The sequence below is a fragment of the Pseudarthrobacter sp. NPDC092424 genome (assembly GCF_044754925.1).
Lineage (GTDB): Bacteria > Actinomycetota > Actinomycetes > Actinomycetales > Micrococcaceae > Arthrobacter.
Genome location: NZ_JBIVQC010000005.1, coordinates 21,936 through 35,457, shown reverse-complemented (window position 1 = coordinate 35,457; position 13,522 = coordinate 21,936). Strand labels below are relative to the sequence as shown.

Below are 13,522 nucleotides of genomic sequence, written 5' to 3'. Positions count from 1 at the left end.
TTGCGAGGTTAGGGTGCGGGTGGGGAGGGTCGTGGCGTATCGCGGCTCCCGCAGCGAAGGCCCGGACCTGGGAGTCGTCCCACAGGTGCGCGGGGACGGCTCCGCCGAGGAGCCGGCGTGCCAGCTTGGGGTCCTCCGCGAAGGGAGTGTCGCTGCCGGCAATGACCATGTTCCCGTAGCGGCGGCCCTTCAGCATGGCAGGATCGGCGATGATCACCGTGTTCTTGAATGCAGCTGCGATGGTGGCGGCGTCCTGCCGGGCGTTCTTGAGGTCCGGCGCGTCGCCGGAGTTCACTACGTAGAGCCCGCCCGGGGCCAGAACGCGCCTGATGTGCTGGTTGAACTCGGCGGTGGTCAGCGGCAGCGGGGTCACGGACCCGGCAAAGACGTCCCGGATGATGAAGTCGCGGGTGTCCTCGGTGAGGGTCTCCGTGACGGCGCGGGCCTCCCCCACCCGGATCCGCAGCAGCGGCGCCTTGGGCAGGTCGAACCAGCCACGGACATAGGCGGCCAGCTTGCCGTCCAGCTCCACCACCACCTGGCGGGCGTCGGGGTAGACGGCGTGGAAATAGCGGGCCAGCGAGCACGCGCCCCCGCCCAGGTGCAGGCCGCGCAGCTTCACCGGGCCGGAGAAAACACCGCCGCCCGGCGGCCAGCGCGACTCTATCAGCGCGGCCATCCAGCGCATGTACTCAAAATCCAGGAACAGCGGGTCCGCGAGGTCGATGTGCGAGCTCATGACCCCGTTGATCTTCAGCAGCCAGCCGTTGGAGTTGTCCTGGTCTGCAACCAGTTCACAGTCGCCCGTGTCGATGTAGTAGACCCCCTCGGCAGGACCATCCGGCAAGGTTCCCTGCGGCACTTCGACGACTCCCGCCGTCGTCCGCCCGCCTGGTGTTCTGCCCCGGCCGCCGGGCTTGCCGCGTTTACCCATTCCCGCCCCGCGATCCAGTCATGCCTTCAACCCTAGTTGACCTGCGCCGCCCCTTCGCCGGCCCGGATCCTGTTGACCACGGCGGTGGTGGAGCGCTCGGCGACGTAGTCCAGGATGACCACGCGCCCCCCGTATTCCTCGACGTCCGGCGTCTCCGCCAGCATCTCCGGCGTGTAATCCCCGCCCTTGGCATACACCTCGGGCCGCAGCTGACGGACCAGCGGCCCGGCGGTGGGCGTATCGAACACGGTCACGTAGTCCACGCAACTCAGGGCGGCCACCACGGCCGCGCGGTCCGCCACCGCGTTGATGGGCCGGCCCGGCCCCTTGAGGCGGCGCACGGATTCGTCGCTGTTCAGCGCCACCACCAGGATGTCGCCCAGCTGCTTGGCCTGGTTGAGGTAGCGGGTGTGTCCGCTGTGCAGCACGTCGAAGCAGCCGTTGGTCAGCACGATCCGCTGGCCCTGTGCGCGGTGTGCTTCGAGCTGGCTTTCCAGCTCGTCCGCACCGAGCGCGGTATCGGCGAAAGCCTTCAGGTAACGGCTCAGCTGGGCCGTGCTGCACACGGACGTGCCGGGCTGGTGGACCACCACGTCCGCCGCCGCCTGCGCCAGGTCCAGGCTGGCCGTCAGGGGCAGCCCCGCCGAGCGCGCCAAGGTCAGGGCGGCGACGAAGGTGTCCCCCGCCCCGGACGCCTGCTTTTCAGCCGCGGGCCGCGCCCAGGTCCGGTGCGCCGCGCCTCCCGGCGTCAGCAGGACGGTGCCGTCCCGGTCCAGCGTCGCCACCACGGCGCGCGCCCCGGTGGCAGCGAGCAGCGCGTCCGCTTCAGCGCCCACTGCATCCGCCCGGTCCGGCCCGTCGGGGAGACGGCGCTCCAGCAGCCGGGCGGTCTCCTGCGCGTTCGGCGTTACCAGATCCGGCTGCAGCAACGCCCAGGGCCGCGGGTCGTGCGCGTCCACCACCACCAGCGGACGGCCGCTGTCCCCCTCGAGGGCCGCCACCATGCTGTTTCGAACCGGTTCTGCCAGCACCCCGGTTCCGTAGTCGCACACCAGCACCGCTGCTTTACGTACGACGGCGGCACGCACCGCCCCGGCCAGCGCCCCCAGCGCGGCGGCCGGGACGGTACGGGCCGAGTCATCGAGGCGGAGCATGACCTGCCCGCCGCTGCTGATCCGGATCTTGGTAGTGGTCACCATGTCCGGATGGGCGTAGAGGTGGCGGACGTCGATGCCGGCGGTCAGGAGCTGCCTCCGCAGCTCCGTGCCCGCGTCGTCGGTGCCGATGATCCCGGCCACCGCCACCCGCGCCCCGAGGGCAGCCAGGTTCATGGCCGTGTTGGCTGCCCCGCCGGGAACGGATTCGCGGGCCTGCAGGTCTACCACCGGCGCCGGCGCCTCCCGGCAGAGCCGTTCGATGCTGCCGCTCCACCAGCCGTCCAGGATCACGTCGCCAATCACCAGGATCTCCGGTTCCTCTGCGGCCAGCCGGCCGGGCAGCCAGTCGGAGAGCGCCCGCTGGTTCCGCAGGTCCACGGGCTGGGCCGAATCCATCAGCGTTCCTTTCCGGCGGGCGGGGCCGTGATGTGGACCACTTTGACCCGACAGAATTCGTCCAGCAGCTCGGGCCCGTAGCCAAAGCCGGCACCGCTGTCCCCGCGGGGCTGCGCCGAGCCGCCGGGAGCGCCGCCAAACACCTCGTTGACCTTGACGGTTCCCACCGGCAGGGCCGCCACCGCCTGCTGTACGTGGGCCAGGTCCCCGCTCAGGACTGTCGCCGCAAGGCCGTACTTACCACTGCACGCAAGGCGGAGGCCGTCGTCGAACGTTTCCACCACCTGGACCGGGGCCACCGGGCCGAACGTCTCCTCGGCCATGACCTGCATCCGGTCCGTGCAGCCAAGCAGCACGGTGGCCGGGTAGAAGCTGCCCGGCCCATCCGGGAGTGCCCCGCCCGCCACAGCACGTGCACCCTGGCTGAGCGCTTCGGCCACCTGCGCGTGGACTTCGTCGCGCATCCGCCGGTCCACCAGCGGCGCCACCGATCCCTCGCTGTTGCGGCGGTCCGCCTCCGCCGCGAGCGCCTCGCAAAACTCCGCAGCGATGTCCTGGTGGACGTAGATCCGTTCCACCGCCGTGCAGATCTGGCCGCTGTTGCTGAAGGCACCCACCGCCGCCTGTTCCGCCGCCCAGGCAGGGTCGACGCCGGCATCCACCAGCAGCGGATCGTTGCCGCCGTTTTCACGTATCACGTGCGCGCCGGTGAGCGCGGCGGCGCGGGCGATCCGCACTCCCGAAGCACTGGACCCCACGTGGGCGATCACGTCCACCCCGGCCTGGGTCAGGAGCGCGCCGGTCCCGGATCCGCCGGAGACGGTGGTGAACACGCCGGGAGGGAACGCCGGGCCCAGCACCCTGCCGAGCGTTTCGCCCACGCGCGGGCAGCGCTCGCTCGGCTTATGGATTACCGTGTTTCCCGTTGCTAGTGCCGCGCCAATGAGGCCGCAGGCCACCGCTACTGGGTCGTTCCAAGGGGTCAGTAGGACGGCGACGCCGCGTGGCTCGGCCACCGTGTAGTCGGACGCGAGCCGGTTCCCGCGGAGGCTGTGGCCCCGGTGCAGCGGCCCCAGTTCGGCGTATTGTTCCAGGGTGGACACGGCCGCGCTGATGCCCGCAAGGGCTTCGTCAACCGGGCGTCCGGTTTCGCTCGCGTTAAGTCCGGCCAGCTCCTGGGCGGCCTCATCCAAGGCTTTGGCAGCGGCGCGGAGTGCGCTCCCGCGCTCGGCCGGTGCTCCCTGCGCCCAGGCGGCTGCCGCGTCACGGGCGGTCTGCACGGCCCGCCCCACCTCATCAGGACCGGCTTCCGCGACCGTCCAGAGGAACTCCCCCGTCCGGGGGTCGTGGATGGTGACGGAACCGGTCGCGGGGTCCAGTCCGGGGGCGGTTTCTGTGGCTGTTGTGGGCATGGTTTCCTCCCGTGGTTTGTGGTCGGCGGCGAGGGCAGGATCAGGGCCAGGAGCCTTCTTCCTCGTGGCAGATGAGCATTTCCCGGACCTCGCAGCCGGCAGGCTGGTTCAGCGCGAAGAGGATGGCCTGCGCCACGTTGCCGGGATCGTTTAGGCGCGAGTCGTCCTGGGGCTTGTACTGCTCGGAGCGGTCGTCGAAGAACCGGGTCTTCATGCCGCCCGGGATCATGGTGGTTACCCCGATCTGCCCGCCGGTCTCCGCTGCGAGCGCGTGGCTGAAGCCGACCACGCCGAATTTGGAGGCGCAGTATGCGGTGGCGTCCGCAACTGCGCGCTTGCCCAGGGTTGAGGCGACGGTCACCACCCGGCCGCGGGAGGACGTGAGGTACGGCAGCGCGGCGCGGACCACGGAAACGGTACCCATCAGGTTGACCCCGATGACCTTTTCCCACTCGTCCGCTGCCACGTCCGCCAGCCTTCCGCACCGGTCGATCCCGGCCGCGGTGACTACGGCGTCCAGGCCGCCCAGGGCCTCGGCGGCTTCACGGACGGCGGCCTCCACGGCGGGACGGTCCGCAACGTCCACTTCATAGGCCTTCACGGCGGACACGGCGCTGATGTCCCGGTCCAGCACCACCGGGGTGCCGCCCGCCTTCAGGACAGCGTCGACGACGGCGGCCCCCAGTCCGGAGGATCCCCCGGTTACGAGGACGCGGCCGGGCGAAGGGGCGGGTGCGTTGGGAGTTGTGGTCATGGTGTTCCTTTCGGTGAAAAACCTGGAATTTGAGCCAATCCTTGCGATGCAAGGGCGGGTCAGCCCACTTTTGCGAGCGCGGTGGCCAGCCCGGTGGTGGAGCGGGCGGGGTGGTAGGGGACGGTGAGGCAACGGCCGCCCCAGCGTTCCACCAGGTCCGCTTCCGGCAGCCGGGCGCCCTGGTAGTCGCCGCCCTTGACCCAAAGGTCCGGGCGGAGGCGGTCCAGTACTGCCTCGGGGGTGTCCTCGTCGAAGACCATCACGGCATCCACACAGGACAGGGCCAACAGCAGTTCGGCCCGGTCATGCTCGCCGATGATGGGCCGCTCCGGGCCCTTGAGCCGCCGCACCGAGGCATCCGAGTTCAGGCACACCACCAGGCAGTCCCCCATGGCCCGGGCTGCGGCGAGCGCGCGGACGTGGCCGGCGTGAAGGAGGTCGAAGCAGCCGCCGGTCGCAACCACGGTTCCGCCCCGGTTCCGCACGGCGCGGGCCAGCAGCAGCGCGTCCCCGGGGTTGGGCTCCAGAAGAGCGGGTTCCAGGTGTCCGGGGGCGGCGGCACCGCGGACTGGAGGTTGGGACAGGGCCGAGACTCCGCCGGCGGCGAGGAAATCAGCGGCCTCGTGGACGGCCAGCCGTGCCGCCTCGAGGAGGTCGCGGCCGGCCAGCAAATGCACGGCAAGCCCTGCCGCCAGCCGGTCGCCGGCTCCGCACGGATCACCCGTTTCCACGCGGGGCGCGGGAACCTGCCGGGGTGCGTGTCCGTCGTCGCGGACCAGCACAGCTCCGTCCCCGCCCCGGGTGACCAGCACTGCCCGGCTGCCCCAACGCTCGCGGAGCACTCCCGCCAGGTGCCCGGCGTGGATGGCGGCTTCGGCGGGGCCGGGTGCTGTGCCGGCGGCGGGGGTGCCGGATGCAGCAGCCGCCCGTGTGGCCTCAGCGAGATTGGGCGTTACCACGGCCACGCCCGGCACCGGGTCCGGGCCAGCCGGATGCGGGTCCCAGATGACCGGGACCTCGCCGGCCAGCCGCGCCAGGAGCCCGCGCAGGTGCGGGTTGGCGGCCAGGCCGCGGCCATAGTCCGCCACCACCACCACTGCAGCGTGTTCCACGGCGGACAGCATGGCCGGGGTGACCTCCGGAACCGGCGGCCGGGCGCAGCCCTGGTCGAAGCGGACCACCGGATGCGTTCCAGCCCGGACCCGGGTCTTGACCGGGGACGGTACGCCGCTGGGCCCGGAGACGAGCCGGATTCCGGCGAGCTGGTCAACCAGGTGCCGTCCGGCGTCGTCATCCCCCAGTACCGTTACCAGCGTGACGGGCCAGCCCTCCTCCGCCAGCATGCGGGCCACCAGCCCGGCGCCTCCGGCGCGGCGCTTCTCCGCCGCGATGTCCACCACGGGTACCGGCGCGTCGGGGCTCAGCCTGGTGGCTTCACCGGCCAGGTCCACATCCAGCATCACGTCGCCCACCACCACGATCCTCATGGCCTGGCACCGCCCTTCGGGCCCGGGACCGCGGCCGGGCTTCGGCGCGCCACCTCCAGGTCGAAGGCCCGGCACAGGGCGTGCAGGGCGATCAGGTGGCCCTCCTGCGCGTTCGCGTTGAGGGCGTCGATCATGACGGCCTGCTCGCAGGCGTCCGCCAAAGGGTTGGGGCCGGAACCGGTCAGCGCCCACGTGGAGATGTTAAGCCTGGAAGCAGCCTCCGCCGCTCGCAGCAGGTTGGGGCTGCGGCCGCTGGTGGACAGCAGGATGAGGACGTCGCCGGAACGGCCGTGGGCGCGGACCTGCCGGGCGAAGACGTCGTCGTACCCGTAGTCGTTGGCGATGGCCGTCACCGCGGACGATTCAGCGTGCAGCGAGATCGCGGAAAACGGAACCCGGTCGCCGTCGAACCGGCCCACCAGCTCTGCCGTCAGGTGCTGGGCCTCGGCGGCCGAGCCGCCGTTTCCCGCGGCGAGGAGCCGCTGCCCCCGCATCAGGCGCTGGGCAAGCTCCATTCCCCAAGCGGCCAGCCGGCCGGACTGGCTGCGGAGCGATTCAAGCGCGGGCAGGACATTGTCCAGGTGCGTCCTGACGACGTCGGTGCTCGCCGCGTCCGGAAACCCCGGGCCCGAGGGGAAAGCGGGAAGAAGATCAGGCATCGCCGGGGTGGCCAGGGCCCGCAGGTCGGCCTCGCGCAGGAACCAGTCAGCACTCACAGCGCGGCTCCTTCCATGGAAACGGCGCCGGCGGGTGAGCCCGCCACCGCCAGCTGGTAGGCCTTCTCCGTCTCCGCGGCAACACGGTCCCAGGAGTACCTGGCGCGGGCCCGCTGCCCGCCCGCTGCGCCGAGCCGGGAACGAAGGGCCGGGTCCGAGAGCAGCACGGCGAGCGCGGAAGCAATGGCGGCCGGGTCCCGCGGGGGAACGTGCAGTCCGGTGGCGTGGTCCACCACCGTGTCCTGCAGGCCGCCCACTGCCGCGGCCACCACGGGCACGCCGCACGCCATGGCCTCGAGGGGAACGATGCCGAACGGTTCATACCAGGGGGCGCACACCACGGCGTCGGCGCTGCGGAAAATCCCGGGCATCTCCGTCCTCGCGACCTGCCCCTGCAGGGTCACCGAATCAGCCACGCCCAGGCTGTCGGCAAGGCCCAGGAGCCGGCGGACCTCAGGGTCCGCGTGCAGCACACCGGAGTCACCCCCGCCACCGACGATGAGGAGCTCGACGTCGTCGAACCCTGCCTGGCGCAGGAGCGGCAGCGCCTGAATCACCAGGTCCACGCCCTTGCGCGGCACCAGCCGTCCCACGGACAGGATGCGGTGCCGGCTCGTCCTGGCGGCAGCGGGTCCTTCCGCGGAAAAGAACGACAGGTCCACCCCGCACGGGGCGATGGACACTTTGCCCGTGTCAATGCCCATGGCCTTGAGCTCGAACACCTCATCGGAGCAGGTGGCGATGATCCGGTCCGCGGACCTGCCCACCCCCGGTTCCAGCCAGCGGCGTTCCTCGGGGCTGGTGTCCTCCGCACCCTGGTGCCGGCGTTTGACGGTGCCCAGGGCATGGAAGGTCTGGATCACCGGGACCCGGTAGCCGGCATCCGGCCTGCGGGCGGCATCCAGTGCAGCCAGGCCGGACATCCAGAAGTGGCCATGCACCACGTCCGGCGGACGGTGCTCCCAGTCACGTGCCACGCCTTCCGCCAGCTCGCCCATGTAGGGCAGCAGTTCGTCCTTGGGCACGTGCCGGGCGGGCCCCGCGTCCACGTGGACCACCTCGAATCGCGGGCCGGCCTGGACCCGGGCGGGGAGCTCCGTTGCGTCCCTTCGGGTGTAGACCGTGACGTGGTGCCCACGGCGGGCCAAGGCCTCGGACAGGGCGGCCACGTGCACGTTCTGGCCGCCCGCGTCCACGCCGCCAAGAGCCGCGAGGGGGCTCGCGTGTTCCGAAATCATGGAGATTTTCATGGCATCTTCCTCTCTCGGGCCGGAACGAGGATCTGCTCGCCCGGATGTTCATCTGCCGGGCCGCCGGGCCGGTGCACGGGGACCTGGCGCCCCCCGCTTTGATGCACCGGATTCGGCACCAGGTCGGCGAGGATACCGTCCCAGCGGTCGTGGAACTTCCCCAGTCCGTAGCGCTCCAGCACCGCCCCGCGGGCGGCAAGGCCCCGCCGTCGTGCTTCCTCCGGGTGCGCGACAAGCCTGCGCGCGGTGCGCAGCAGCTCGTCAACGTCCGCCGACACTGCCCCGGCCTCCGGCGGCACCGCACGGGATGCTTCCGTCGCCGCCACCACCAGGACAGGCAGGCCCAGGTGCATCGCTTCCAGCAGCGACAGGCCCAGCGAGGTCCAGCGCATCGGATGCACGTAGGCGCGGCAGCGGGCCAGTTCCCGGTGCAGGACCGCTGTCCGGAGGTCACCGCGGGGCGTCACGCGCGCCGGATCCATCCCCGTCGCCGCGGCGAGCCCCTCCGTCTTCATCCCGAACACCTGCAGCGGCGCCACGGAAGCGAAGGCGGGAAGCAGGTCTGTCCCGGTCACCCGGCCCCGGCGCACCGGTTCGTTGACCACAACTCCCAGATCCGGCAGCTCGCCCGTATAGAGGTAGCCGGGGTCCGGAATGCCATGCTCCACCACCAGCACCGGGGCCGAGCCGCAGTCCCACGCCAGCCTGTTGAAGTGCGTCACGTGAACCACGGGGATCCGGTCCTGCTCCGCCAGCGGATGCCGGGTGAACGGGAAATCGCCCTTGGGAGTGTTGTGCTCCACGTACACTGCCGGAAGGTCGCGCCCGGGGGTACGGCCCAGCAGCCGGGCCACCTCGGTTATTTCCTCCGGGCGTTGGAGGACGACGGCGTCCACCGCCTCCGCGTCCAGCCGTGCCGCATCCACCTCCCGCACCGAGCCGGGCCAGCCGCGGCCGGCGCGGCCCAGGCCCCAAGGGCCGCCTTCCGGAAGGACGGGCAGCAGGTACTCGTGCCGGCCGCGGACAAACGCGTCCGTCCACGAACCGTGGACATGCCAAAGCAGGATCCTCATCTGTTGCGGGCCTTTCTACGGGTGCTGACATGGGTGCTGAAGGAGCTGACGCCGCCAATCAGCCGTTCCACCGCCGCCACCACGTCCTCGGGAGAGACGGAATCCAGGCAGGGGTGGCCGGGAACAGGGCAGATGCGCGCCCGCGTCATCCGGCAGGGGGCGTTCTGGTCGCCCAGAAGCTCCAGCGGGACACCGTAGGGCGCCCACCGGACGGCCGGCACCACGGGCGAGAACAGGCAGGCCACGGGGGTGCCGACGGCGGCGGCGAGGTGGGCCGGGCCGGTGTTCCCGGTGACCACAGCTTCGGCGCCGGCCATGACACCGGCCAGGAGGTGCAGGTCGGTGCGGCCGCCCAGGTCCAGGGCGGAAGGCCCGGCCACCGTGGCGGTGAGGGACGTTTCCCCCGGGCCGCCGGTGACCACCACGCGGTGGCCGGAGCCTTCGAGGAGTTCGACGGCGGCGGCATGGTGAAGGGGCGGCCAGGCGCGGGCCGGGACGGCGGCTCCCGGGTGGACCACCACGTAGGGCTCCTCCCCGACCAGGTCCGTGACGTCAGGAACCGCTTTCACGTGCAGCCTGCCGTCATCCCCCGCCGGCAGGCCAAAGCCGGCCGCTTCCGCGATGCCCAGGGCCCGCTCCGCCTCGGGCTGGTCCTCCGGGAAGTCCTCGCCGGGCTTCAGCCGGACATCCAGGAGTGAGCCTGCGTAGTCCGTGGAGGCGCCCGTGATGCGTTCCACGCCGGCCAGGCGCAGGAGCAGCGCCAGGGGCAGCGGCGACTGGTGGAATGAGGTCAGGATGACGGCCTCGGTGATCCTCGAATGCCGGACATACTCCATCAGCCGTTCAGCATGCGGCCCGGTCATTTTGGGTGCCGGGTTCATGATCCACGGACTGTCCCATGTGTAGGTTTCGGCCGCGCCCGGCAGCAGCCCGGCTGCGGCCTCACCCTGGCGTCCGCACAGCATGACCACGTGGTTGGGTGCGCTGCCGTCGGGCCTCCTGCCGTGGGCCACAGCCCGGACGGCGGGGCCTGCCAGCAGGACGTCGCCCATGCTGTCCAGCCGGGCCACCAGCACCCGGCCCATCAGGAGTCTTCCCCGGGGAGGGCTGTTGCGTCGATCATGCCTTCCTCCGCGAGGAGTGCGACGGCGGCGGCCAGGTCTTCTGCCACGAACCGGGCGCTTTCCACTTCCTCGGCCCGGGTCACCGGGGTAGGCACCATGACCCCTACAGCGCCGGCTGCCTCTGCGGCACCGACGTCGGCTCCGATGTCGCCGATCAGCGCTGCCTGTGATTCCTGGATGCCCAGCTTGCGGCAGGCGCTGTGCACCATGCCGGGGGCGGGTTTGCGGCAACTGCACCGGTCCTCCCGGGCATGGGGGCAGACCTCCCACACATCGAACGGTCCCAGGAGTTCCTCCACCCGGGCGTTGACCTCGTCCACCTGGGCTTGGGTGAGCAGGCCCCGGGCAATGCCGGACTGGTTGCTGACCACGCCCGTGGCAAGGCCGCGGGCCCGGAGCGAGGCCAGGACATTCCGGGCGCCGGGCATGGGAAGTACCAGTCCGGGGTCGCCGTTGTACGGCACGTCGGCCACCAGGGTGCCGTCCCGGTCGAAGAGGACTGCGCGGAGCTTTGGCGTTGGAGAGCTTCCCATAAACCACCCTGTTCCCCGCTGTCCGCGGTCCTAAACAGCCGCCCAAGGAGGCTTTCGTGTTTTCCGGAATCGGCAGAACCCGGTCTGCAACAGCCCAGGCCGTTGGCAGCCGTCAGCTGCCCGCCATCCGTGCCGCGCCGTGGCGGGCCGCGTCCGGGCCAGGGTCCATCGCGCGCTGGAGCTGTACCAGGAGCTTCGCCAGACGGCGGGAAACCTGCATCTGCGACATCCCCAGGCGGCGGCCCAGCTGCACCTGGGTTTCCTCGCAGAAGTACCGCCGGTAAAGCAGTTCCCGGTCCGCGGGGGTCAGGGCCTGCATGGCCCCACGAAGGCAGGCCAGCTCTTCCAGGCGTTCCAGCGGCGCCTCCGGGCAGGGGAGGGTCTCGCCGACCGACGGGGCATCCGAGTGGGGGTTTGCGGCATCCAGCGAGTCGGGATGCATGCTGGTGGCCGCGGACATCGCTTCGCGCACCACAGCGTCATCCGTGCCCAGTTCCCCCGCCAGTTCGGCCGCGGTGGGGTGGCGCCCCAGGGCCTGCGTCAGTCCCGGCTCGGCTTTGAAGATCCGGGTGCGAAGGTCCTGGATGTTCCTGGGCGGACGCACCACCCAAGTCCGGTCCCGGAGGTACCGCTTCAGTTCCCCGGTTATGGTGGGCGCGGCATAGGCCGGAAAACTTTCCCCCTTTCCCCGGTCAAAACCCCGGGCGGCCTTGACCAGGCCCAGATAAGCCACCTGGTTCAGGTCCGCACGCTCACGCCCCCTGGCCTCGAAGCGCGCGGCCAGGGCCTCGGCCAGGTCCAGGTACTCCAGGACCAGGTCATTTTCGAAGGTTTCGCGCAGTTGTCCACCCCTCGTGTGGGGGCGGCGCTGCTGCTGGCATGGTGTGTTTCGCGGGCCGGCCGACGTAGTGTACACAGCGGGCGCGCCAAGATATTCGGGCATGTCGTTGGTTCCCTCGGTCTGGTTCCGAAAGCCTGCGGCAAGACTTAGAAGCAGGAAATCATAAGGCTGCTTATTAAGCAATCCATAAGGATGCTTATGAACCTGGCCTGCCACGGGTAGGCTCAGGACGGGTGGCCGTTCGCGGGGCACCCGCCCCGCAGCCTTTGCCGAGGAGCTTCAGATGCACATTGCCATTACCGGAGCCAGCGGAAATGCCGGAACCGCGCTGCTGCGTAACCTGCACGGCCAGCTGGCGAAGAAACCCGGCAGCCTTCATCTGACGGGGATCAGCCGCCGGCGGCCGGACACCGACCGCATGCCCTACACCGGGGTCGACTGGTACCCGCTGGATGTGGGGCTGGAACGCGACAGGCCCCGGCTGGAAGCGGCACTTCAGGGCATTGACACGGTGGTGCACCTGGCATGGCAGATCCAGCCCAACCGGGACCTGGACCAGCTGTACCGGACCAACGTGACCGGCACGCGCAATGTGCTGGAGGCGGCCAGGAAGGCGGGCGTCAAGCAGGTGGTATGCGCGTCATCGGTGGGCGCCTACAGCCGCGCCCCCAAAGACCAGCGGACTGCGGAGTCATGGCCGGCGCGCGGCATCCCAAGTTCGCACTACAGCCGGCACAAGGCGGAGCAGGAAGCGCTCCTGGACAGCTTCGCCGCTTCCGAACCGGCCATCGCCGTGGCGCGGTTGCGGCCGGGCCTGATCTTCCAGCGGGAGGCCGGGAGCGAGATCGGCCGCTACTTCCTGGGGCCGCTGATTCCACGCCTGCTGCCCACCCGGCTCCGCGTGCCCATCCTGCCGGTTCCGGATGGATTGGTGTTCCAGGCGGTCCACGCGGACGATGTGGCCGAGGCATACTGGCGCGTGATCGACGACCGCGCTTCCGGCGCCTTCAACATTGCGGCAGAGCCGGTCCTCACCCCGCAGGAGCTGGGACGCCTGCTCGGCGCACGGCGGATACTGCCCATCCCCATGGGGCTGCTCCGTAGCATCGTGGACGTGGCATGGCGGCTGCATCTCCAACCCACTGACGCCGGATGGGTGGACATGGCGGCCGCAGCGCCGGTGATGGATACCCGCCGGGCCCGCCGGATCCTCGGCTGGGAGGCGGCAACGTCCTCGGTGGATGCCGTGAGAGAAGTCCTGGCGGGCATGGAGAGGGGGGAGGGCATCCCGCCCTCCCCCGTCCTGGCTCCCCGTGGAGCTAAACGCTAAATTCCGCTGCGCGGATGCCCGGGGCCGGGGTCGGCCGGGCGGTCCGAGGCACGACCGTCCGCTGCATGGTCAATGCGGTCAGCCGCAGGCCCGCCGGGGTCCACCTGATCGGCGTGCCTGGTGCGGCGGGAGACGTCCTCGCGCAATTCCTCGGCCTCATGCGTGCGGCGTTCCGCTTCCTGCCGGAGCCGCTCCGCCTTCACCTGGGCCTGCTCTGCGTCCGCACGGGCGCGCGCTGCCCGGGCGTCCCGCTCCCTCGCATCGAGTTCCACGGCCTGCGCTTCGCGGCGGATTTCGGCCGCCTCCCTGCGGTGCACCTCATCGCGCCGCTGCTGCTCAACCTTCCTGCGCTTGCCCGTCAGGAGCAGCAGCACGACCAGCGCCACCACCACCAGTGCAACCACAATCCAGACCCATACGGATGCGTCCATGCTGTCCACCACTTTCCTCTCGATATGACGGGAACCGGCGGCCGCCGGCTCCGGCTAATGCTTTCGGAAATCGTTACAACCCAT

At 70.7% G+C, this 13,522-nt stretch carries 13 protein-coding genes; 1 reads left to right on the top strand and 12 read right to left on the bottom strand.

What is annotated here, in order from left to right; genetic code table 11:
• From ACIQCN_RS09230 to ACIQCN_RS09180, 11 genes are all read right to left on the bottom strand, one after another.
• Positions 1-934 (bottom strand): spermidine synthase (locus ACIQCN_RS09230; RefSeq protein WP_400610572.1); only part of this gene is annotated, 934 nt, incomplete at its 3' end.
• A gap of 32 nt (positions 935-966) precedes the next feature.
• Positions 967-2,487, bottom strand: a complete 1,521-nt coding sequence (rfaE2, locus tag ACIQCN_RS09225; protein WP_400610570.1) for a D-glycero-beta-D-manno-heptose 1-phosphate adenylyltransferase — start codon at positions 2,485-2,487, stop codon at positions 967-969.
• A complete protein-coding gene (locus ACIQCN_RS09220; protein WP_400610569.1) occupies positions 2,487-3,899 on the bottom strand; it encodes an aldehyde dehydrogenase family protein in 1,413 nt (470 codons plus the stop codon). Before ACIQCN_RS09220 ends, rfaE2 begins: the two co-directional genes overlap by 1 nt.
• A 40-nt stretch (positions 3,900-3,939) precedes the next feature.
• Positions 3,940-4,653, bottom strand: coding sequence for an SDR family oxidoreductase (locus ACIQCN_RS09215; protein WP_400606470.1), 714 nt, complete (start codon positions 4,651-4,653; stop codon positions 3,940-3,942).
• 59 nt (positions 4,654-4,712) lie between these two features.
• The gene (locus ACIQCN_RS09210; protein ID WP_400610567.1) at positions 4,713-6,140 is read right to left on the bottom strand and encodes a PfkB family carbohydrate kinase; all 1,428 of its coding nucleotides are present in this window, start codon (positions 6,138-6,140) and stop codon (positions 4,713-4,715) included.
• Positions 6,137-6,856 (bottom strand): SIS domain-containing protein, encoded by a 720-nt coding sequence (locus tag ACIQCN_RS09205; protein ID WP_400610565.1) that lies wholly within the window; start codon positions 6,854-6,856, stop codon positions 6,137-6,139. Before ACIQCN_RS09205 ends, ACIQCN_RS09210 begins: the two co-directional genes overlap by 4 nt.
• Positions 6,853-8,106: a glycosyltransferase gene (locus ACIQCN_RS09200; protein ID WP_400610564.1), complete on the bottom strand. Its 1,254-nt coding sequence runs from the start codon at positions 8,104-8,106 to the stop codon at positions 6,853-6,855. The genes ACIQCN_RS09205 and ACIQCN_RS09200 overlap by 4 nt, the downstream gene beginning before the upstream one ends.
• Complete coding sequence (locus tag ACIQCN_RS09195; RefSeq protein WP_400610562.1) at positions 8,103-9,179, bottom strand: glycosyltransferase; 1,077 nt, start codon at positions 9,177-9,179, stop codon at positions 8,103-8,105. The genes ACIQCN_RS09200 and ACIQCN_RS09195 overlap by 4 nt, the downstream gene beginning before the upstream one ends.
• Complete coding sequence (locus tag ACIQCN_RS09190) at positions 9,176-10,264, bottom strand: glycosyltransferase family 9 protein (RefSeq protein WP_400610560.1); 1,089 nt, start codon at positions 10,262-10,264, stop codon at positions 9,176-9,178. Before ACIQCN_RS09190 ends, ACIQCN_RS09195 begins: the two co-directional genes overlap by 4 nt.
• On the bottom strand, positions 10,264-10,836 hold the full coding sequence (locus ACIQCN_RS09185; protein ID WP_400606454.1) for a D-glycero-alpha-D-manno-heptose-1,7-bisphosphate 7-phosphatase: 573 nt from the start codon (positions 10,834-10,836) through the stop codon (positions 10,264-10,266). The genes ACIQCN_RS09190 and ACIQCN_RS09185 overlap by 1 nt, the downstream gene beginning before the upstream one ends.
• A 112-nt stretch (positions 10,837-10,948) precedes the next feature.
• Entirely contained in the window at positions 10,949-11,779 is an 831-nt protein-coding gene (locus ACIQCN_RS09180) for a sigma-70 family RNA polymerase sigma factor (RefSeq protein WP_400610558.1), read from the bottom strand.
• 181 nt (positions 11,780-11,960) lie between these two features.
• Here ACIQCN_RS09180 and ACIQCN_RS09175 point away from each other — a divergent pair, with 181 nt between their 5' ends.
• Entirely contained in the window at positions 11,961-13,007 is a 1,047-nt protein-coding gene (locus ACIQCN_RS09175; protein ID WP_400606449.1) for an NAD-dependent epimerase/dehydratase family protein, read from the top strand.
• On the opposite strand, the gene ACIQCN_RS09170 is transcribed toward ACIQCN_RS09175, so the two are convergent.
• Positions 13,004-13,438, bottom strand: coding sequence for a hypothetical protein (locus ACIQCN_RS09170; protein ID WP_400610556.1), 435 nt, complete (start codon positions 13,436-13,438; stop codon positions 13,004-13,006). The genes ACIQCN_RS09175 and ACIQCN_RS09170 overlap by 4 nt on opposite strands.
• Positions 13,439-13,522 lie beyond the last annotated feature (84 nt).